The following is a 20,712-nucleotide window of genomic DNA, read 5'->3' as shown; positions in this document are numbered from 1 at the left end:
CCCCTTCCACATGCTAACGGAGTCCGAATAAATGCCGATCAAACTTCCAGCCGACCTGCCTGCCTTCGACGTGCTTTCGCGCGAGGGAGTGATGGTCATGCCGGAAAGCGCGGCAGAAAAGCAGGACATCCGCCCCATCCGCATCGGGCTTCTGAACCTGATGCCGAAGAAGATCCAGACCGAAACCCAGTTCGCAAGGCTGATCGGCGCGACGCCGTTGCAGATCGAATTGCACCTGATCCGGATGAGCGAGCACGAGACCAAGAACACCGCCGCCGACCACATGGAGGCGTTTTACCGCCCCTTCTGCGAGGTCGAGGCGGAGGGCACCAAGTTCGACGGTCTGATCATCACTGGCGCCCCGATCGAACATCTCGATTTCGACGGTGTCACATACTGGGACGAGTTGAAGCGCATTTTCGACTGGACCCAGACGCATGTGCATTCCACCTTCGGCGTCTGCTGGGGCGCGATGGCGATGATCAACTATTTCCACGGCGTGCCGAAGCATATGCTCGACCATAAGGCATTCGGCTGCATCCGGCACCGCAATTGCGCGCCCGCATCACCCTACCTGCGCGGATTTTCCGATGACATGGTGATCCCGGTCAGCCGCTGGACCGAACTGAAGCGCGAAGAAATCGAGGCGGCCGGTCTGCCGATCCTGATCGATTCCGACGAAACCGGCCCGGCGCTGGTCGAAGACCCCGAGCACCGGGCGCTCTATGTCTTCAACCATTTCGAATATGACAGCAACACGCTGAAGGAAGAATACGACCGCGACGTCGCCAACGGGACGCCGATCAACGTGCCGGCCAATTACTATCCCGACGACGATCCCAGCAAGCAACCGCAGAACCGCTGGCGCAGTCACGCCCACCTGCTGTTCGGCAACTGGATTTCGGAAATCTACCTGACCACGCCCTTCGACATGGACAAGATCGGGATGGCCAGCACCGACTGGCGCAAATAACCGGAGCGCGCATGTCCGCTCTGGCAGTTTCACTCGTTCCGCTCTTGGCGCTCGGCTGGGGTGCCGTCCTGCGCCGGGCGGCCCGTGCCGAGGCGCGAGCCGAGGCCGCCTACCCGCCCGAGGGTGAGTTCCTGGAAATCTGCGGTCACCGGGTACATGCGGTGGTCAGGGGAACCGGTCCCGACCTGGTGTTGATCCACGGCATGTCGGGCAACACCCGCGATTTCACCCACGGGCTGGTCGACCGCCTGGCGCGCGATTACCGCGTAATTGTGTTCGACCGTCCGGGCCTTGGCTATACCGATCCGGTACATCACAAGGGCGTCGGCATCGATCTTCAGGCACAATTTCTTCAGAAGGCCGCATTTGAGCTGGGCGCTGAACGCCCCATCGTGATGGGGCAGTCCTATGGCGGCACGGTGGCGCTGGCCTGGGCGGTGCGCCATCCCGACAATATTTCCGCCCTGGTGCCGGTCGCGGCGCCGTCGCAGACATGGGATGGCAAGGCGCCGCTGCTCTACCGCGTCACCTCTTCTCCGTTGCTCGCGCCCGTGGTGATCCCGGCGCTGACCGCCTTCGTGCGTGATCGCCAGATCAACCGGCAACTGGCCGGAATATTCGAACCGCAACGCCCGCCGGAAGGATACGGCGACCATGTCGGCGCGGGCCTGACCCTGCGGCGCGGATCGATGCGGGTCAACGCGCAGCACCGGATGGGGCTGAACGAGGAAATCCGCGCCCTGGTCCCGCACTACTGCACCATCGCGGTGCCGGTCGAGATCGTGCATGGCGACGCCGATACCACGGTCGGGCTCGATATCCATTCCACCCGCCTGGTCCGGCAGATCTCCGATGCGCGGCTGACGGTGCTGAAAGGCGTCGGCCACATGCCCCACCATGTCGCCCAGGAGGACGTGATAGCGGCCATTCACCGGGCCGCGGCGAGAGCCGGATTGCGCTGACCCTCAACTCGCCCCATATTGAATCTAAAGAATAAAGGAGAGGCGGGATGGATTTGCCCTATGACGGAGCGATCAGCGCGTTTTTCGAAAACGAAGCGCCCGACGACATTCGCAACGCCATCAAGCGCGGCAGCAAGGACGATATCCTGAACCCCGCTTATCCCCATAGCGAACGGATGCGCCGAAAACAGTACGAAAAGGAACTGCGGGCGCTGCAGATTGAACTGGCCAAGATGCAGAACTGGGCCAAGGAATCGGGCACCCGCATCGCCATCATTTTCGAAGGCCGCGACGCCGCCGGAAAGGGCGGCACGATCAAGCGGTTCCGCGAAAACCTGAACCCGCGCGGTGCACGGGTGGTGGCGCTGTCCAAGCCGACCGAAAAGGAAGCGACCCAGTGGTATTTCCAGCGCTATGTCGACCATCTGCCCGCGGGCGGCGAAATCGTGTTCTTCGACCGCAGTTGGTACAACCGCGGCGTGGTCGAAAAGGTGTTCGGGTTCTGCACCGACGAACAGCGAGTGCATTTCTTCGGACAGGTACCGGAATTCGAAAAGATGCTGGTCGACGAAGGCATCCTGCTGTTCAAGTTCTGGCTGAACGTCGGCCGGGCCGAACAGTTGAGCCGGTTTCTGGCGCGCGAAAGCGATCCGCTGAAGCAATGGAAACTCAGCTGGATCGACGTCGAGGGTCTGAAGAAATGGGACGACTATTCAAGCGCGATCAGCGAAACCCTGTCGTTCAGCCATACCCTGCACGCGCCCTGGACCGTGATCCGGTCCGATGACAAGCGGCGCGCGCGGCTGGCGGCGATGCGCCACGTGCTGATCGCGATCGATTATGACCGCAAGGACACCAGAGCGATCGGCGCGGCCGATACCCTGATCTGCGGCGGACCGGATATCTGGGATGCCTAAGAAACGCGGTTATCATCACGGCAATCTGCGCCAGGCGCTGGTCGACGCGGCACTGCAGCTGATCGAGGCGAAGGGCCCGACCGGGTTTACCCTGTCCGAGGCCGCGAAACAGGTCGGCGTGACCCCGGCGGCCGTTTATCGCCATTTTGCCGGGCGCGAAGATCTGATCGCCGAAGCGGCGCGGCAAGGCTACGAGATTTTCGGCGACGTCATGCAATACGCCTATGACACCGGCCAGCCCTCGGCGCTGGCCGCGTTCGAAGCGACCGGGCGCGCCTATCTGGCCTTTGCCCGCAAATATCCCGGCCATTACATCGCGATGTTCGAAAGCGGCATATCGATCAATCGCCATCCCGACTTGGCTGCCGTGGCCCACCGTGCGCGCGGCGTACTGGACCGTGCCGCGGCCGATCTGGCACAGCATATCCCTGCCGACAAACGCCCGCCCGCCAGCATGTTTTCGGCCCATATCTGGGCGCTGAGCCATGGCGTGGTGGAACTGTTCCTGCGCAATTCCCCCGGAACCTCGTCGCCCTTTCCGGCCGATGAACTTCTGGAAAGCGGCATCGGGATCTACCTGCGCGGATTGGGGCTGATCGACCCGGATCGCTAATTGCTTTCGCAACCGTGTGAAAACACAGCCGCCGTGACAGGTTCGCTATGGACCTTTCATCGCGCTTTAACTAATTAAATCACTCAGGTTCAATAGCCAGCGCCACGCCAAGCGAGGAACCAACCTCGGATCGCCGGGCATGTGCCTGCGCGACCGGCTGACTTTGCCTGAACGAAGGGACTGGACAATGAACACGAAACTGACATTCGCCGGCGCTGCGGCGCTTGCATTGCTGCCTCTCGGGGCGTTGGCCGACGGGCTGGCCCTGACCGGCGGCGTCGCCGCCACGGCGGCTTTCGACACCAATGACGGGCTGACCCATGCCGAGAACACCATCGAGGCCTATATCGAAGCCGAACTGAACGGGTTTCATGGCGGCATCTGGATCGGGTCGCTGTATCAGGACCCCGACGATGATGCGGAAATCGAGCTTTCGCTGGGCTATGGCGGCGATATCAGCGACAGGTTGGACTATGATGTCACCGCGACCGGCTATTACCTGAACAACGGCGGCTACCAGAGCTACGATATCGCTTTCGAGCTGTCGATGGCGCTGAGCGACAGGTCCGAAGGCATGCTTGGCCTGACCTGGGACCCGGATGCCGACACGATCGAAACCACGCTGGGGCTGGAACACGCGCTGAACGACCGGATCACCCTGGCTGGCGAAATCGGCCACAGCGAAGCGGATGACAACATCTTCGGCGAAATCGGTATCAGCTATGCGCTGAACGATGCCACCGCGGTCGAGCTGCTGTACGAAGACGCCGATGACGAGAGCGGCACGCTGTCGCTGACCGTGTCCTACGATTTCGACCTGCTTGGCGGCTGATCGCCCCGGAGCACCGATCAAGCGCAGGCGGGTCTTCGGGCCCGCCTTTTTTCATGACACGGCAGAGCCTACCAAAAGAAAAGGCCACCCGAAGGCGGCCTTTCCCAAATCTGTGTTCCGTAGAAAGCGGATTAGCGCTTCGAGAACTGGAACGAACGACGGGCTTTGCGCTTACCGTATTTCTTACGTTCCACAACGCGGCTGTCGCGGGTCAGGAAGCCGGCGGCCTTCAGCGGCGCGCGCAGCGACGGATCGTACAACTGCAGGGCCTTGGAGATACCGTGCTTCACGGCACCGGCCTGACCGGTCAGACCGCCGCCCTTGACGGTGGCGATCACGTCGAATTCACCTTCGACGCCGGCAACCTGGAACGGCTGGCGCAGGATCAGCTGCAGCACCGGACGGGCGAAATAGGTGTCCTGGTCCTTGCCGTTCACGACGACCTTGCCGGAACCCGGCTTGATCCAGACGCGTGCGACGGCGTCCTTCCGCTTGCCGGTGGCATAGGCACGGCCCAGTTCGTCGCGAACGGGTTCGCGGACGATGGTTTCTTCGACTACAGGAGCGGCTTCGCCGGCGACTGCACCCAGTTCTTCGAGCGAATTGATTTGATCAGTCATCGATTAGCTCCGGGTGTTCTTCGAGTTCATGGATTTGACGTCCAGAACTTCGGGGTTCTGGGCTTCATGCGGATGCTCGGCACCAGCATAGACGCGCAGGTTGGTCATCTGCTGGCGGCTCAGGCGGTTGCCCGGCAGCATGCGCTTGACCGCAGCGGTCACGACGCGTTCGGGGTATGCACCTTCCAGCAGCTGGCCTGCGGTACGGCTCTTGATGCCGCCCGGGTGGCCGGTGTGCCAGTAGTAGTTCTTGTCCGAACGCTTCTTGCCGGTCAGCTGGATCTTGTCAGCGTTGATGACAATCACGTTGTCGCCCATGTCCATATGGGGGGTGAAGGTCGCCTTGTGCTTACCGCGCAGGCGCATGGCAACGATCGAAGCGAGACGGCCCAGAACGACGCCTTCCGCGTCGATCACGATCCATTTCTTTTCGATGTCTGCCGGAGTAGCAGAAAAAGTTTTCATCGCGGGATTACCCTTGGTTCAGTGAAGGAGGCGGGTACCAGCCCCGCGTTCCGAATTCGATTGCGGGGTTATACAGGGCGGATAATTCAGGTCAAGCACCGCAATGCGATAATATTTCAGGTAAAACAATGACTTGTAAAATAGGTATTATTTTACCCCATGTTTTTTGACGATTTTCCCGCGACCGCGCCGGATCACGCGCCCTGCCCGGCTGATCAGACTGTGATTTCTTCGCGCGGATGGTCCAGCAGCTTGCGCAAACGGATGATCCCGGCTTCGTAACAGGACGGATCGACCAACCCGTTCACCGCGATGCGCACCGCGTGGGGCGCGCGGGCATCGCGCAGGGTGAATTCCTCGGCCCCTTTCAGTATGACATTCTGTTCCTCGGCAGCGCGCAGGAAACTGGACGCGCGCCAGCCCTGCGGCAATCGCAGCCACAGGAATGGCACGTCTTCGTTCCAGGACACATCGTATCCGCCAAGATGATTGACCGTTATGCGTACCAGTTCGTTGATCCGCGCCCGCACCCGCGCCGCGACGCTCAGCAAACGCGGATCGGACATGATGCTGAGGCTCAGTTCGGTCAGCGGCCGCGACATGCCGAAATGGTTGAAGGCGGCGGTGCGGGCCAGGTCGCTCACCCGGTCGCGCGGCGCCACCACGTAACCGACCCGCAAGGATGGCGTCAGGGTCTTCGACAGAGACGACACGTACCAGCCGAATTCGGGCCCCAGCGAATGGTAGCTTTCGGCGCGGTGGGTACCGATCGCATAGCAATCGTCATCCAGAATGTTCAGCCCCAGCCGCTGCGCCAGCGCCGCGATTTCACGGCGGCGACGATCGGTGGTGAAGCGCAGAGTCGGATTGTTCACCTCGGACGAGGTACAAAACAATTGTACCCCTTCATCACGGACCGCCTGTTCCAAGTGATCGACGCGCGGGCCTTCGTCGTCGCAGTCTATTCCCACGACCCGGGCACGGCTCAGTTCGGCGGCGCGGCGGAACCCGGGATAGGTCATGCTTTCCACTGCCACTGCCGGGTCGGGCCCGCGCAGAACGGTCTGCATCACCAGAGAAACCGCACTTTGCGCGCCATGGGCCAGAACCATGTCTTCGGCGGTGAAGTTGCCGATCGGCAAATCCGCCATCCAGCGGCGTAGGGCCCGCCGCAGCGGCAAATCCATCGCGCGATTGGGATAGGTCAGCATGTCGTCCGACACCATCGTTTCGGCCGCTTCCCGCATCGCGTCGCGCAGCAACATGCTTTGACCGACATCGGGCAAGAGCGGACTGCGCAGGTTCAGCATCCGGGGCCAGGCATGGGAAGGATCGGTTTGGGCCTGGGTGTCGGCCACGAAAGTGCCGCGCCCGACACCGGCCTGCAGCACACCTTCCTCGGTCAGAATCGAATAGGCCCGCGCGACCGTGCCCGGCGTCACCGACAGCTGATAGGCCAGCTCCCTGACCGGAGGCAGTTTTTCCCCACTGCTCAGCACGCCTTCGGCCACTGCGTCACGGATATTGTCGGCCAGCGCCTTGTATTTCGATTTGCCGGTGACGGTCAGGTTAGGTGCCCACTTTGTATCCATGACAATGTTTTTCTGGACCTATTGTTTCCCAATTTGTATCCATCGCTTCATAGCGATGCCGCTATATTGTGTCAATACAATCGAAGGAGTTGTTCCATGTCACAGCAACAGCCCATGCTCTCCGCACAGATCGTCAACTACGACCTTGGCCTGAATGCGCCGGCCGTTGCTCGTCTTGCGCTTGCATTTGCTGTGATGGTCACCAAATGGAACATGCGACATCGAACCCGCAAGGAGTTGATCGATATGCCGGAGAGCCTGCTCAAGGATATCGGTTTGTCACGTGACGAGGCTTATACGGAGGCCCGTCGCCCGTTCTGGCGCGCATGACGTCCCCGTCCGCGCCGGGACGTACTGGAAGCCGGGGTTTTTACCCCGGCTTTTTTTGTGGCCGCTTTTCCGTCCTGCCAAGCGCCAGAAAGCGGGTTTCGAAAAGCCGAAAGCTGAGATCCGCAATCAGCACCGATACAGCGGTGTAGCACACGAAAATCGCCCAGCCGTTGACAACCCCGAGCGCGGCCAGTCCAACGGTCGCGAAATGCAGCGCGAAAAGGTGGTAAAGGTAGATGCCGTAACTGACCTGCCCGATCCGCCGCACCGGCCCCCAGCCCAGAACCGCGAACAGCCCGTTGTCTTCGCGCACCACCAGCGATGCCAGTGTCAGCATCATCGCCATGTGCAGCACCAGATTGGGCCATCCGTTCAGGTCGAAGGGCAGGAATTGCAGCGACAGCAGCACCGCCAGCATCCACAGCACCGCCGCCGGGCGCGGACCGCAGATCGCGTGGACAGCCGCGAAACCACGCGGCGTATGCATGATGACCGCCAGAAGCGATCCCATCAGGATCGGCGCATAGGTCGCGGTCGGCAACGCAATGTGCAGGATGCCGATGTCGAAGGCTTCGATCCCCAGCCGCGCCAGCGCGCCGGCCCCGCCCGCCACGTTAAGCGCGATGGCCAGCAGCAGCGCCGGCACGATCCAACGCCGCGGCAGGATCAGCAGGATGAGCGGCCATATCAGGTAATACTGCTCCTCCACCGCCAGCGACCATGTCGGATCGAGCAGCGGTATGTCCCCGACCAGGAAATTCGACAGGAACAGGTAATAATAGGGCAACAGTTCGGCCCATTTCCCCTGCCCTTTCCAACCAATGAAATAAGCCGCCGCCAGCGTCACCACCAGGAAATAGACCGGGACGATCCGCAGGATGCGCCGCGTGTAGAATCCGCGCAGCGAAAAGCTTCCCTTCACCGTTTCTTCGCGCAGCAGCAAGGTCGTGATCAGGAAGCCGCTGAGCACGAAAAAGAAATCCACCCCGGCAAAACCGCGCCCGGCCAGTTGCAGATCGTCCAGATAGGCCGGCGTCAGCGGCGAATGATGCCACAGCACGGCCAGGATGCTCAGGCAGCGCAGCCCGTCAAGGCTGCCGAAACGGGTGGTGGCGCGATAGGTCTGAAAGGCGCGAAAGGCGGCATTGCGATCCTGTCCGTCCGCGATGTCGGTATCTGCCACGGGATATCCCTTTCAACGCCTGTGCACCGGTCCTAGCACGGTTGATCCCATGCGCATAGAATCAGCGCGGTGGGATCGAATAGGTCATCGAGGCGCGCGCCACCGGCGCCGCCACCCCTTCGGAATAGATCAGCACGTCGCCCACCGCCAGAACCCGGCCCAGCTTCAGCAGCCTGCAGTCGGCGATCAGGTCGGTTTCGGCCGCCGGTTTGCGCATGAAATCCATCGAACAGTTGGTGGTCACGGCCAGGGCCTGCGGCCCGATCATTGCCAGAACCGCCATGTAGACGGCGCAATCGGCCAGCGCGAACATCGACGGCCCCGACACGGTGCCGCCCGGCCGCAGGTGGCGTTCGGCGATCTTCATCCGCACCCGCACCTGCATGTCGTCGATTTCCTCGATCTCGAAATCATCCTTCACCTGCGGAAATACCGTTTCCAGAAAATCCATCAGCTCGGGCGCCGTCATTTTTGCCGCCATATCTTTCCTCCCTCAATTTCTGCGCCTAGAGTTGCCCGCGCAGCATGAGGAGGACAAGATGGCATTGCTGGAACGTCACGACACGGGCGCGGTCGCGCGGCTGACACTTAATAATCCCGACAAGCTGAACCCGCTGAGCGACGCGATGCTGGCCGCCCTGCAGGAGGAATTCGGCCGGCTGGCCGGGGACGCGTCGATTCGCGCCATTACCCTGGGCGGTGCCGGCAAGGCGTTCTGCGCGGGCCACGACCTGAAGGAAATGACCGCCGGACGCCAGGCCGAAGACGGTGGCAAGGCCTATTTCAAGGACCTGTTCAACCGCTGCGCGCGGATGATGATGACGATCCAGAAACTGCCGCAGCCGGTGATCGCCCAACCGCACGGCATCGCCACCGCCGCCGGGTGCCAGTTGGTGGCGGCCTGCGACATGGCGGTGGCGGCCGAGGGCACGCGTTTCGGCGTCAACGGCGTGAATATCGGCCTGTTCTGTTCCACCCCGATGGTCGCGCTGTCGCGCAACATCCCGCGCAAGAAGGCGTTCGAAATGCTGACCACCGGGCAGTTCATTTCCGCCGAAAAAGCAGAAGAACTGGGGCTGGTGAACAAGGTGGTGCCGCATGCGGACCTGGATGCGGCGGCGCTGGAACTGGCCGAACTGGTCGCCTCGAAACTTGGCGCGGCGGTGAAGGTCGGCAAGGAAGCGTTCTACAACCAGATCCAGATGCCGGTGGCCGAAGCCTACGATTACGCCGGCGACGTGATGGCGCAGAACATGTTGTATCGCGATACCGAAGAAGGCATCGCCGCGTTTCTTGAAAAACGTCCGCCGGACTGGAAGCAATGACCCCGTGCGGCGGTCACGCCGCTTCCAGTTTGGACCAATGACTTGTTAACCGGATCGGGCCTATGCTGACGCCTTCCGGCATAACGCCCGATCTGATATTTTGACAAAGAGTTCCGATCAGGAATTAAGTACAAATGGATTTTAACCATGCGGAATTTTATCGCCATCGGTGTATTCGCACTTCAGGCAGGTATCTTGCACGCTGCCAGCCTGCCCGATCCGGTCATGCACGATACCTTTCCCGAATCCGACATGGCGCGGGTCGAACTGGGCCAGTTGCTGTTTTACGATCCGGTCCTGTCGGGCAACAAGAACATCAGCTGTGCCACCTGCCACCATCCAAAGTTCGGCAGCGCCGACGGCGTGTCGCTGTCGATCGGCGAGGGCGGCGTCGGGCTGGGCCCCGACCGGGTGCTGATCAACGGCCAGCATGTTGAAGAACGCGTTCCGCGCAACGCGCCGGCGTTGTGGAATGTCGGGGCGGTGGAATATACCGCTCAGTTTCACGACGGTCGGGTCGAGGTTGACGAGGCTTCCATCTTCGGGTTCCAGACTCCTCGCGACCGCCCGCTTGACCGGGTGATGCCGTCATCGCTGGCGGTGCAGGCGTTGCTGCCACTTCTGTCCGAGGTCGAAATGGCCGGTCAGGAAGGCGAAAACCCGGTCGCGGATGCGGTCGACATGGGCAATGAACGGGAAGCCTGGGCGCTTCTGGCCGCGCGGATCGACGCGATCCCGGAATACCGCAAACAGTTCGATGCGCTGATCGGTGCCGACAGGCCGGTCCACATCACCGACATCGCCATCGCGATCGCCGAGTTCATCAATTTCGAATTCCAGGCCTGCGAAAGCCCGTTCGACGCCTATCTCGCCGGTGACGAAACCGCGCTGAACGCGGCCGAACTGCGCGGGATGGAGCTGTTTTACGGCAAGGCCGGTTGCGCCGAATGCCATTCCGGCACGTTCCAAAGCGATCAGGATTTCCACGCCATCGGGGTGCCGCAATTCGGCCCGGGCAAGGGGCCGGATGACACCCCCGAGGACCGCCCCTTTGCCGATCTCGGGCGCAAGATGGTGACCGGCGAAACCCGCGACGCTTATCGTTTCCGCACCCCGTCGCTGCGCAACGTCGCGCTGACCGCACCCTATGGCCATTCCGGCGCCTTTCCAACCCTGGAAGCGATGGTGCGGCATCACCTTGACCCGGTGAAGTCGCTGGTCAACTACGATCCCGAACAGGCGATCCTGCACGATGTCGCGGTCGAGGATAACGACTGGCAGGCGATCGAAGACAGGCTTGAAATCGCCTTCATCGCCGCGTCGGTCGAACTGGAACCGAAGCCGCTGAGCGACAACGAAGTCGACGACATCGTCGCATTTCTCAATGCGCTGACCGATGAAAAGGCGGCCAAGGGGCGTCTGGGCATAGCGGAAACCGTACCGTCCGGGCTGCCGGTGGATCACTGAGGGCTTCCCAAACCCCGTCGCTTGCCCTACATCGCGCGGCATGGACAAGAAATTGCATATCGTCGGCGGCGGCATGGCCGGATCCGAGGCGGCCTGGCAGGCCGCGAACATGGGCGTGGACGTGGTGATCCACGAAATGCGCCCCGAGGTCGAAACCTTCGCGCACCAGACCGGCAACCTGGCCGAAATGGTGTGTTCCAATTCGTTCCGGTCGGATGATGACGAACAGAACGCGGTGGGGCTGCTGCATTGGGAAATGCGCGCCGCGAACGGGCTGATCATGGCGATGGCCGACCGTCACCGCCTGCCCGCAGGCGGCGCATTGGCGGTGGATCGCGATCCATTTTCCGAAAGCGTTACCAAGACGTTGCTGGATCATCCCAAGGTGACGGTGGAACATGGCGAGATCACCGAACTGCCCGATGACGGGTATTGGATCATCGCCACCGGGCCGCTGACCTCCTCGGCCCTGGGCGCGGCGATCCAGGCCGAAACCGGTTCGGAACGGCTGGCCTTCTTCGACGCGATCGCGCCCATCGTCTATGCCGACACGATCGACATGAACGTGGCCTGGCTGCAATCGCGCTATGACAAGGGCGAGACCGAGGAAGAACAAAAGGCCTATCTCAATTGCCCGATGACCAAAGACCAGTACGAAGCGTTCATCGACGCGCTGCTGGCCGCCGACAAGACCGAATTCCACGAAGGTGAAACCGCCGGTTACTTCGACGGCTGCCTGCCGATCGAGGTGATGGCCGAACGCGGCCGCGAAACTCTGCGACACGGGCCGATGAAGCCGGTCGGGCTGACCAATGCTCACAAGCCGGACGAAAAAGCCTATGCCGTGGTGCAGCTGCGCCGCGATAACGCGCTTGGCACGCTCTACAACATCGTCGGTTTCCAGACCAAGATGAAGTATGGCGCGCAGACGGATGTGTTCCGCATGATCCCGGGGCTGGAGAATGCCAGCTTCGCCCGGCTCGGCGGTATCCACCGGAACACCTTCCTGAATTCGCCCACCTTGCTGGACGACCAGATGCGGCTGAAATCGAAACCCAACATCCGCTTTGCCGGTCAGGTCACCGGCGTCGAAGGGTATGTCGAAAGCGCCGCGATGGGGCTTCTGGCGGGGCGTCTTGCGGCGGCCGAAATCCTCGGAAAACCTCTGGACACCGCGCCGCAGGACAGTGCCATGGGGGCGCTGATCCACCACATCACCGGCGGCGCCGAGGCCAAAACCTTCCAGCCGATGAACGTGAATTTCGGCCTGTTCCGCCCGGTCGACGGGTTGAAGGGCGGCCGCCGTGGCCGCAAGGATCGCTACAAGGCCTATACCGACCGTGCAAAATCCGTTTTCCAGGAATGGCTTGACGGACAAAGCTGATGCAGTTCAGAACCCGGTTCGCCCCCAGCCCGACCGGGCCTCTGCATCTGGGCCACGCCTATTCGGCGATGCTGGCCCATGACATGGCGCGGGCGGCGGGCGGTGAATTCCTACTGCGGATCGAAGACATCGACCAAAGCCGCGCCCGGCCTCTGTGGGAGACGCAGATCTACGACGATCTGCACTGGCTCGGGCTCAGCTGGCCGGAACCGGTGATGCGCCAGTCCGACCGGTTGCCCGCCTATCGCACAGCCCTGCAAGGTCTTTGGGATCGCGGCCTCCTCTACCCCTGTTCGTGCAACCGGCGCGACATCCTCGCCGCGCTGACCGCGCCGCAGGAAGGGGCCGAACTGCCTATAGGCCCCGACGGCCCGGTCTATCCCGGCACCTGCCGCCAAGTACCCGCCCCCGGCACGCCGTTTCCGGATCAGGCGCTGCGGCTCGATATCGCCCTCGCGGTGGCTGAAATCGGCCCCGAGCCTTTACACTTTCTTGAAACCGGCCAACACCAGCAACAGGTCGACATCGACCCCAAATCGCTGATCGCCACGGTGGGCGATGTCGTGCTGGCCCGGCGCGACATGGGAACGTCCTATCACCTTTCCGTGGTGCTGGACGACGCCGCGCAGGGCATCACCCATGTGATCCGCGGCGCCGACCTGTTCGAGGCCACGCCGCTTCACGCCCTGCTGCAACGCCTGCTGGGCCTGCCCACCCCCACCTATCACCACCACAGGCTGATCCGCGACGACGCGGGCAAGCGGCTGGCCAAGCGCGACGACGCCCGCGCCATTGCCAAATACCGTACCGAGGGCGCGACGCCGCAGGACATCCGCCGCATGGTCGGCCTCTGATCAAAGCTTCTTCTTGTTGAAAATATCCCGGGGGAGTCGCGGCTCGACGCGACGGGGGCAGCGCCCCCTAGCCCATCGGAGCCATCAGCTCCACCTCGTCGCCTTGCCGAACCGCGGTGTAAAAACAGCTCCGTCGGTTGGTGTGGCAGGCCGGCCCTGTCTGGTTCACCACGACCAGCAGGCAATCGCGGTCGCAATCGACGCGCAGATCGACCAGTTCCTGCAGGTGGCCGCTGGTTTCGCCCTTGACCCAGAAACTTTGCCGCGACCGGCTCCAATAGGTGACCTTGCGGCTTTCCAGTGTGCGCTCCACCGCTTCGCGATTCATCCAGGCCATCATCAGGACCTCGCCGGTCCCGGCATCCTGCGCGATGGCCGGGATCAAACCTTTGTCATCATATTTTAGTGTTTCGGCATCGAAGGACATGGCAAAAACCTTTTGCATCTGCGGGTCATGATCTTATTTATGGGGAACCTGCCGAAAGGAAAAGCCATGAGCGAAAACAGCGACCTGATCAAACTCTATTCGGCGCGGATTCTCGAACTGGCCGCCGATATTCCGAATACCGACCGGCTCGAAAATCCCGATGCAACGGCCAAGCGCCGGTCGCCGCTCTGCGGGTCCACGGTAACGGTGGACATCGCGCTCAAGGACGGCAAGGTCGACCGGTTCGGCCAGGACGTGAAGGCCTGCGCCCTGGGGCAGGCCGCCGCCTCCGTGGTCGGCGCCAATATTCTGGGCTGCACCCGCGATCAAATCGAACAGGCGCGTGACGAACTCAAGGCGATGCTGAAATCCGACGGCCCCACCCCGGCGGCGCCGTTTGACGGTCTGGAAGTTCTGCGCCCGGCACGCGAGTACAAGAACCGCCATGCCTCGATCATGCTTACGCTGGAGGCCTCTCTCGATGCGTTCGATCAGGCGCTGGATGCCAGCAACTGCGCCTAAGGCGGGGGCGTATCTTCCCCACTGAGTGTTCCTGAAAAAGAGCCGCCGCGCACCCGGTCGGGCGGCGGCGGCAAGGTTGCATGGGTCCGATGCGGTTCCGGCATCCCGTCATGGGGGAAAGGCATTCCCGGTGACGTGGGACAGGCAGTGTCACGATCGCATCCTGGGGAAGGATACGGCAGACGGTGCCGGGCGGACCTGTGCAGGCAGAAACTCAGGCAAGCAGCGGCAGGTACAGGCCGATCATGAACATGGTGATCAGGGCCGCCGCACCGATGGCATCAGCCAGAAGCGTGTCCTGCGACCGGTCGATGATGGATTTGATTTCGCGAAACATGGGGCGGTTCTCCTGCTGCAAATCTTTTGTTGCCTCTTTGTTCTCACATCACCCGAGTCGAGTAAAGAACTTTTTGAGAACATTTGCGAACATGCGGGAATATCGGGAGGAATCCGTTCCACCCAGAGCCGCGCTGGAATGAGAGCGGGAAGCGCTAACCGACTGAGATCAAACGGATCGCCTGATCCTGTTCCATCAGCCAAAGCAGGATCCGCGCCGCGCGGCCGCGTTCTCCTTCCAGCCCGGGGTCTTCGGCCAGAAGTTTGCGCGCATCCGACTGTGCCACTTCCATCAACGCCGCTTGCCGTTCCAGGTCCGCCACCCGGAAACGCGGCAGCCCCGATTGTGCCGTCCCGATCAGGTCGCCCGCGCCGCGCATTTCCAGATCGACCTCGGAAATGCGGAACCCGTCCTCGGTATCGCGCAGCGTGGTCAGGCGCTTTTCGCCGCCTTCGGTCAACGGTGCCTGATACATCAGAAGACAGGTCGATTCGGCGCTGCCGCGCCCGACCCTTCCGCGCAACTGGTGAAGCTGCGCCAGCCCGAAATTTTCGGCCCGTTCGATCACCATGATGGTGGCGTTGGGAACGTTTACGCCGACCTCGATCACCGTGGTGGCGACCAGAACGGAGGTTTCTCCCGCCACGAAACGGGCCATCGCGGCATCCTTTTCGGCGGGCGGCATTTGACCATGGACCAGTCCGACGACCCCTTCGCCCAACGCGGCACGCAGATGCTTGAACCGTTCCTCGGCGGCAGTCAGGTCGACGACCTCGCTTTCGTCGACCAGGGGACAGACCCAATAGGCCTGCTTGCCCTCAGCCACAGCGCGGCGCAGGTGATCGACCAATTCCTCCATCCGGCCCGACGAAACCAGAACGGTCTTGATCGACTTGCGTCCGGGCGGTTTTTCATCCAGCACCGACACGTCCATGTCGCCATATTGCGCCAGCGCCAGCGACCGCGGAATCGGCGTCGCGGTCATCACCAGAACATCGGCCGCCTCGCCCTTCTTGCCCAGCTCCAGCCTTTGGCGCACACCGAACCGGTGCTGTTCGTCGATCACTGCCAGCCGCAGGTCGTTGAACTCCACGTCCTTCTGGAACACCGCATGGGTGCCCACCAGCATGTGGATGTCGCCGCGCGCCAGCGCCGCCAGCTTGGCCTTGCGTTCCGCCCCCTTGTCGCGCCCGGTGAGGATTTCCAGCACCACGCCGGCATCCTCGGCCAGCGGCCGCAACCCTTCCAGGTGTTGCCGGGCGAGGATTTCGGTCGGCGCCATCATGACGCCCTGCCCGCCCGCTTCCACCGCGAACAGAAGTGCCATGAAGGCGACCAACGTCTTGCCCGCCCCGACATCGCCCTGCAGCAACCGGTTCATCCGCAAGGGCGCGGCCATGTCGGCCTGAATCTCGTCGATCGCCCGCATCTGCGCACCGGTGGGCTTGTAGGGAAGCGCTGTCATCACCCGCGCCTGCAACGCGCCAGTGCCCTTGGTCCGGTGTCCCTTGGCGCGCCGCAGGTTGCTGCGCGCCAGCGCCAGCGTCAGCTGATGCGCCATCAATTCGTCATAGGCCAGACGTTCGCGCACCGGGGCCGTCGCGGCGATGTCCTCGGGCCGTTCGGGGGTATGTGCGGCGCGGATCGCGTCGGCCCAATCTGGCCAGCCGGCCTTTTGTTTCTGCGCCGGATCGATCCATTCGGGCAGATCGGGCGCCCGCGCAACGGCCAACCGCACCGCCTTGGTCATCTGTTTCAGGCTGACCCCCGCGGTCAGCGGGTAAACCGGTTCGAAGGCGGGAATCTCGCCCGCTTCCTCCGGCGGCAGGACGTGATCGGGATGCACCATCTGGGCAATGCCGTCGAACATTTCGACCTTGCCCGACACCACCCGGCGCGATCCCACCGGCAGGATTTTCTGCAGGTAGTCGCCACGGGCATGGAAAAACACCAGCTGGAAGGACGTTTCAGCATCCTCCACCGTCACCCGGTAGGCGCCGCCGCGAGAGCGGGGCGCGCGATGGGCGCCGACCGTGACCTCGACAGTGATGACATCCGGCAACACCGCGCCGCGCACCGTGTCGCGCCGCGCCCGGTCGATGCCGCTATGCGGCAGTGTGAAAATCAGGTCGCGCGGCCGGGTAATATCGAGCTGGGCGAGGTTCTGCGCCGTCTTCGGTCCGACGCCCTCCAGCGTTTCCAGACCCGCGAAAAGCGGGAAAAGCTGTTCCGGCCGTCCGCTCATAGCCCCTCGATCATTGCCAGCCAGGCGTCTTCGTCGATGGTCTCGACCCCCAGTTCCGCCGCCTTCTTCGCCTTCGATCCCGCGCCGGGCCCGGCGACCAGCAGGTCGGTTTTCTTGCTCACCGATCCCGACACCTTGGCGCCCAACGCCTCGGCCCGCGCCTTGGCCTCGGCCCGGGTCATCTTTTCCAGCGTGCCGGTGAAGACCACCGTCTTTCCTGCTACCGGGCTGCCGGCCGTTTCTGGTGCTTCCACCGGCTGGATGTCCAGTTCTGCCACCAGCCGGTCGATCGAAGCGCGTTCGGCCGCCTGCGTGAAGGCGGTGACCAGCGCCACGGCGACAGTGGTGCCGATGCCGTCGACACCGACCAGATCGTCCCAAGCCGCGCGCGCTTCCCTCGACGGCGCGGGATCTTCGGCCCAGACCTTGGCGCGGGTATCCGTGATCCGGGCCCGGCGGCCATCGCGGGCGGCCTCGGCGCGTTCGGCGGCAACCGCGGCTTCGGCCTTCAGATGCCGTTCAAGCGCCGGGCGCGCGGCGTCGAGCGCCTCGATCATCGCCGCCCAGGTCGAATAGTGCCGGGCAAGATCGGAGGCCCCCACTTCGCCGACATGGCGGATGCCAAGGGCAAAGATCACCCGGTTGAGCGGCACGCTGCGCCGTTCGTCGATTGCGGCAAAGAGATTCTGCGCCGATTTTTCGCCCCAGCCCTTCACCTGCGCCAGCGGTTTGCCCGCCAGGTGCCGGACGCCGGAAATCACGTGATCAACGTCTTGTTCATCCACCGGAACACCCGAGGCACGCAGCATCTCGGCCAGTTTGTCCAGCAGTTCGGCCCGGCGTTCCGGGTCGCTCAGTTGCTGGCGGATGCGGTCGTGCGGATCTGCGGTCAATTGGTCCGGGTCGCCGTCGCGCGCCTGTAGCCGGAAAATGTCGGCCGGGTCGGTGATCCGGCAGGTGTAATAGAAATATTCCACCTGCTTGGCCCCCAACCCTTCGATGTCGAATGCGGCGCGAGAAACGAAATGTTTCAGTTTCTCAACGGCTTGCGCAGGACATATGATGCCGCCGCTGCAGCGGCGCACCGCGTCGCCTTCTTCGCGCACCGCGTCCGATCCGCATTCCGGGCAGCGGGTCGGGAACACATAGGGCACTGCGTCGTCGGGCCGTTTGCTGATATCCACATCGGCCAGTTTCGGGATCACGTCGCCGGCGCGGTACACCTGCACCCAGTCGCCCACGCGGATATCCTTGCCGCCGCGGATTTCCGCGCCCTTGGAATCGCGTCCGGCGATGTAATCCTCGTTATGCAGGGTGGCGTTGCTGACGACGACGCCGCCCACCGTGACAGGCGTCAGCCGCGCCACCGGGCTGAGCGCGCCGGTGCGGCCGACCTGGATGTCGATCGCTTCCAGCCGGGTCCAGGCCAGTTCGGCGGGGAATTTGTGCGCGATGGCCCAACGCGGCGTGGTCGAACGGAAGCCGAGCCTGCTTTGCAGCGACAGGTCGTTGACCTTGTAGACCACGCCGTCGATGTCATAGCCGAGCGTCGCGCGTTTCTGTTCGATCATCCGGTAATGGTCGATCATGTCGCCGACGCCGTCGCAGAGCCGGGTCAGTTCGTTGGTCTGGAAACCGAGCGCGGCAAGCCGGTCGATCGCCCCCTTCTGGGTATCCGCCAACGGTTCCGACAGTTCGCCCCAGCCATAGGCGAAGAATTTCAGTGGCCTTTCGCGGGTAATTTCCGGGTTCAGCTGGCGCAGCGATCCGGCAGCGGCGTTGCGCGGATTGGCGAAGACCTTGTCGCCCCTTTCCGCCTGCCTGTCGTTCAGCGCCTCGAAATCGGCGTGGCTCATGTAGACTTCGCCGCGCACTTCAAGGGTCTCGGGGGCACCGGTCAGGACCTGTGGGATGTCGGCGATGGTGCGGGCGTTTTCGGTGACGTTTTCACCCACCTCGCCATCGCCACGCGTCGCCGCCTGGATCAGCCGCCCGCCCTCGTAACGCAGCGAAAGGCTCAGCCCGTCGATCTTCGGTTCCGCCGTATAGGCGACCGCGTCGGCGCCCCGGCCCAGGTATTTGCGGATGAAATCGTCGAATTCCTGTACGTCTTCGTCTTCGAATGCGTTGCCCAGCGACATCATCCGCACCGCGTGGGTGATCTTGCCGAATCCCTCTACCGGGGCGGCGCCGACCTGATCGGTCGGGCTGTCGGTGCGCTTGAGATGGGGAAAACGATCCTCGATCGCCGCGTTGCGCCGCTTCAGCGCGTCGTATTCGGCATCGGAAATCTCGGGCGCGTCCTTGCCGTGATAGGCGATATTGGCCTGCGACAGCAGCCCCGACAGACGTTCCAGTTCCGCCTTGGCTTCCGCTTCGTTCAATTCTTCGATGGCCTTGTCCGACACCCTGATGCGCCCCTTTTTCAGTCGCTGAAAGTGATAGGGGCGCGAAGGGGCGAGGTCCAGAGCGGAGCGTCAGTTTTCAGGCGCTGACGGCAACGTATTCATCCGCGGCACTAACCGGTTCGGGATCGCGCAGCACATAGCCGCGGCCCCAGACGGTTTCGATATAGTTCTCGCCGCCGGTGGCGTTGCTGAGTTTCTTGCGCAGCTTGCAAATGAAAACGTCGATGATTTTCAGTTCCGGTTCGTCCATGCCGCCATAGAGGTGATTGAGAAACATTTCCTTGGTCAGCGTCGTGCCCTTGCGCAGCGACAGCAGTTCCAGCATCTGGTATTCCTTGCCGGTCAAATGCGCCGTCTTGCCACCGACCTCCACCGTTTTGGCGTCGAGGTTCACGACGATCTTTCCTGTGCGGATCACCGATTGCGAATGCCCCTTGGACCGGCGGATGATGGCGTGGATGCGCGCCACCAGTTCTTCGCGGTGAAACGGCTTGGTCAGGTAGTCGTCGGCGCCAAAGCCGAATCCCTTCAGCTTGCTTTTCATGTCATCGGCGCCCGACAGAATCAGGATGGGCGTATCCACCCGCGCCCGGCGCAGCTGCTTCAGCACATCATGACCGTTCATGTCGGGCAGCCCGAGATCGAGAAGAATGAGATCGTAATCATAGAGCTTGGCCAGATCGATTCCCTCTTCGCCGAGATTGGTCGTGTAGACATTCAGGTTGGCGTGAGTCAGCATCATTTCGATGCTTTTCGACGTGGTGGGGTCGTCTTCAACCAACAAAATACGCATTACGAATCTCCATGATCGGCAGTGAAACAGGTCGTGCTGGAATTAACGGTGAACAAAAAAGGTTAACCACACGTTATCACAGATTATCCGATGATGAAAATCTACCTATGGATGTCTGTAATCCTTTAGTGCGGTCACTTTGAGCGCTTTTTCGCCATGGGTCGACAGCGCCGCCTTCCATTCCTGGAATTCCTCTTCGCTCAGCGCATAGCGCTTCAACGCGTCTTCCTTTGAAATCAGCCCGAAATCCACCCCCCGGACCACCGCCGCCTTGCGGCTGGCCACCCAGCGGCGGGTTTTCGCCGATGGCAGATCCGCCTGTGTCATTACTGTCCCGTCGGGAAGTTTCACGGCGCGCGGTCCTTCCACTTTCTTCAAATACATCGCCCTGCTCCTTCAAGATATGAACGGCAGTGTTACGCCCGAGGTTTAACGGGAAGTGAAAGCAGCCCTTGAGAGTATC

At 62.4% G+C, this 20,712-nt stretch carries 22 protein-coding genes; 11 read left to right on the top strand and 11 right to left on the bottom strand.

What is annotated here, in order from left to right; genetic code table 11:
- The first annotated feature begins 31 nt into the window (after window positions 1-31).
- The 5 genes from IT775_RS01515 (at window position 32) to IT775_RS01495 (ending at window position 4,297) form a co-directional block, all read left to right on the top strand.
- Window positions 32-973: a homoserine O-succinyltransferase gene (locus IT775_RS01515; protein ID WP_212699293.1), complete on the top strand. Its 942-nt coding sequence runs from the start codon at window positions 32-34 to the stop codon at window positions 971-973.
- An 11-nt stretch (window positions 974-984) separates the two neighbouring features.
- Complete coding sequence (locus IT775_RS01510) at window positions 985-1,935, top strand: alpha/beta fold hydrolase (RefSeq protein WP_212699292.1); 951 nt, start codon at window positions 985-987, stop codon at window positions 1,933-1,935.
- Window positions 1,936-1,982: 47 nt separating this feature from the next.
- The gene (ppk2, locus tag IT775_RS01505; RefSeq protein WP_212699291.1) at window positions 1,983-2,852 is read left to right on the top strand and encodes a polyphosphate kinase 2; all 870 of its coding nucleotides are present in this window, start codon (window positions 1,983-1,985) and stop codon (window positions 2,850-2,852) included.
- Complete coding sequence (locus IT775_RS01500) at window positions 2,845-3,465, top strand: TetR/AcrR family transcriptional regulator (protein ID WP_212699290.1); 621 nt, start codon at window positions 2,845-2,847, stop codon at window positions 3,463-3,465. The genes ppk2 and IT775_RS01500 overlap by 8 nt, the downstream gene beginning before the upstream one ends.
- Before the next feature lie 187 nt (window positions 3,466-3,652).
- A complete protein-coding gene (locus IT775_RS01495) occupies window positions 3,653-4,297 on the top strand; it encodes a TorF family putative porin (RefSeq protein WP_212699289.1) in 645 nt (214 codons plus the stop codon).
- Window positions 4,298-4,428: 131 nt separating this feature from the next.
- On the opposite strand, the gene rpsI is transcribed toward IT775_RS01495, so the two are convergent.
- The 3 genes from rpsI to IT775_RS01480 all read right to left on the bottom strand — a co-directional run bounded on the left by rpsI (window position 4,429) and on the right by IT775_RS01480 (window position 6,974).
- Complete coding sequence (rpsI, locus tag IT775_RS01490) at window positions 4,429-4,917, bottom strand: 30S ribosomal protein S9 (RefSeq protein ID WP_212699288.1); 489 nt, start codon at window positions 4,915-4,917, stop codon at window positions 4,429-4,431.
- 3 nt (window positions 4,918-4,920) lie between these two features.
- Window positions 4,921-5,382, bottom strand: a complete 462-nt coding sequence (rplM, locus tag IT775_RS01485) for a 50S ribosomal protein L13 (protein WP_212699287.1) — start codon at window positions 5,380-5,382, stop codon at window positions 4,921-4,923.
- Window positions 5,383-5,597: 215 nt separating this feature from the next.
- Window positions 5,598-6,974, bottom strand: a complete 1,377-nt coding sequence (locus IT775_RS01480; RefSeq protein WP_212699286.1) for an aminotransferase-like domain-containing protein — start codon at window positions 6,972-6,974, stop codon at window positions 5,598-5,600.
- Window positions 6,975-7,070: 96 nt separating this feature from the next.
- Here IT775_RS01480 and IT775_RS01475 point away from each other — a divergent pair, with 96 nt between their 5' ends.
- Entirely contained in the window at window positions 7,071-7,304 is a 234-nt protein-coding gene (locus IT775_RS01475; protein WP_246525213.1) for a DUF1127 domain-containing protein, read from the top strand.
- Between the two features lie 40 nt (window positions 7,305-7,344).
- Here the strand turns inward: IT775_RS01475 and IT775_RS01470 are convergent, their stop codons facing one another.
- On the bottom strand, window positions 7,345-8,487 hold the full coding sequence (locus IT775_RS01470) for an acyltransferase family protein (protein ID WP_343231093.1): 1,143 nt from the start codon (window positions 8,485-8,487) through the stop codon (window positions 7,345-7,347).
- A 61-nt stretch (window positions 8,488-8,548) separates the two neighbouring features.
- A complete protein-coding gene (locus IT775_RS01465; protein ID WP_212699285.1) occupies window positions 8,549-8,968 on the bottom strand; it encodes a PaaI family thioesterase in 420 nt (139 codons plus the stop codon).
- A 31-nt stretch (window positions 8,969-8,999) separates the two neighbouring features.
- Here IT775_RS01465 and IT775_RS01460 point away from each other — a divergent pair, with 31 nt between their 5' ends.
- The 4 genes from IT775_RS01460 to gluQRS all read left to right on the top strand — a co-directional run bounded on the left by IT775_RS01460 (window position 9,000) and on the right by gluQRS (window position 13,517).
- On the top strand, window positions 9,000-9,812 hold the full coding sequence (locus IT775_RS01460; RefSeq protein ID WP_281414324.1) for an enoyl-CoA hydratase: 813 nt from the start codon (window positions 9,000-9,002) through the stop codon (window positions 9,810-9,812).
- Window positions 9,813-9,959: 147 nt separating this feature from the next.
- A complete protein-coding gene (locus tag IT775_RS01455; RefSeq protein ID WP_212699283.1) occupies window positions 9,960-11,279 on the top strand; it encodes a cytochrome-c peroxidase in 1,320 nt (439 codons plus the stop codon).
- Between the two features lie 40 nt (window positions 11,280-11,319).
- Complete coding sequence (gene trmFO / locus IT775_RS01450; protein WP_212699282.1) at window positions 11,320-12,663, top strand: methylenetetrahydrofolate--tRNA-(uracil(54)-C(5))-methyltransferase (FADH(2)-oxidizing) TrmFO; 1,344 nt, start codon at window positions 11,320-11,322, stop codon at window positions 12,661-12,663.
- On the top strand, window positions 12,663-13,517 hold the full coding sequence (gene gluQRS / locus IT775_RS01445) for a tRNA glutamyl-Q(34) synthetase GluQRS (protein ID WP_212699281.1): 855 nt from the start codon (window positions 12,663-12,665) through the stop codon (window positions 13,515-13,517). The genes trmFO and gluQRS overlap by 1 nt, the downstream gene beginning before the upstream one ends.
- 67 nt (window positions 13,518-13,584) lie before the next feature.
- On the opposite strand, the gene hisI is transcribed toward gluQRS, so the two are convergent.
- Window positions 13,585-13,962, bottom strand: a complete 378-nt coding sequence (hisI, locus tag IT775_RS01440) for a phosphoribosyl-AMP cyclohydrolase (protein WP_212699280.1) — start codon at window positions 13,960-13,962, stop codon at window positions 13,585-13,587.
- Window positions 13,963-14,010: 48 nt separating this feature from the next.
- Between hisI and IT775_RS01435 the strand changes: the two genes are divergently transcribed.
- Window positions 14,011-14,466 (top strand): iron-sulfur cluster assembly scaffold protein, encoded by a 456-nt coding sequence (locus IT775_RS01435; protein WP_212699279.1) that lies wholly within the window; start codon window positions 14,011-14,013, stop codon window positions 14,464-14,466.
- Between the two features lie 214 nt (window positions 14,467-14,680).
- Here IT775_RS01435 and IT775_RS21395 read toward each other — a convergent pair whose 3' ends face one another.
- The 5 genes from IT775_RS21395 to sciP form a co-directional block, all read right to left on the bottom strand.
- On the bottom strand, window positions 14,681-14,803 hold the full coding sequence (locus IT775_RS21395) for a hypothetical protein (RefSeq protein WP_281414323.1): 123 nt from the start codon (window positions 14,801-14,803) through the stop codon (window positions 14,681-14,683).
- 154 nt (window positions 14,804-14,957) lie between these two features.
- The gene (recG, locus tag IT775_RS01430; protein WP_212699278.1) at window positions 14,958-17,048 is read right to left on the bottom strand and encodes an ATP-dependent DNA helicase RecG; all 2,091 of its coding nucleotides are present in this window, start codon (window positions 17,046-17,048) and stop codon (window positions 14,958-14,960) included.
- Complete coding sequence (gene ligA, locus IT775_RS01425) at window positions 17,045-19,456, bottom strand: NAD-dependent DNA ligase LigA (protein WP_343231092.1); 2,412 nt, start codon at window positions 19,454-19,456, stop codon at window positions 17,045-17,047. Before ligA ends, recG begins: the two co-directional genes overlap by 4 nt.
- A 76-nt stretch (window positions 19,457-19,532) precedes the next feature.
- Window positions 19,533-20,249: a response regulator transcription factor CtrA gene (gene ctrA / locus IT775_RS01420; protein ID WP_212699277.1), complete on the bottom strand. Its 717-nt coding sequence runs from the start codon at window positions 20,247-20,249 to the stop codon at window positions 19,533-19,535.
- A gap of 105 nt (window positions 20,250-20,354) precedes the next feature.
- Window positions 20,355-20,633: a CtrA inhibitor SciP gene (gene sciP, locus IT775_RS01415; RefSeq protein WP_212699276.1), complete on the bottom strand. Its 279-nt coding sequence runs from the start codon at window positions 20,631-20,633 to the stop codon at window positions 20,355-20,357.
- Window positions 20,634-20,712 lie beyond the last annotated feature (79 nt).

Source organism: Thalassovita aquimarina, from assembly GCF_018219815.1.
Lineage (GTDB): Bacteria > Pseudomonadota > Alphaproteobacteria > Rhodobacterales > Rhodobacteraceae > Thalassobius > Thalassobius aquimarinus.
Note: the sequence above shows the minus strand (reverse complement) of the source record. Positions and strands in the feature narration are given on the sequence as shown.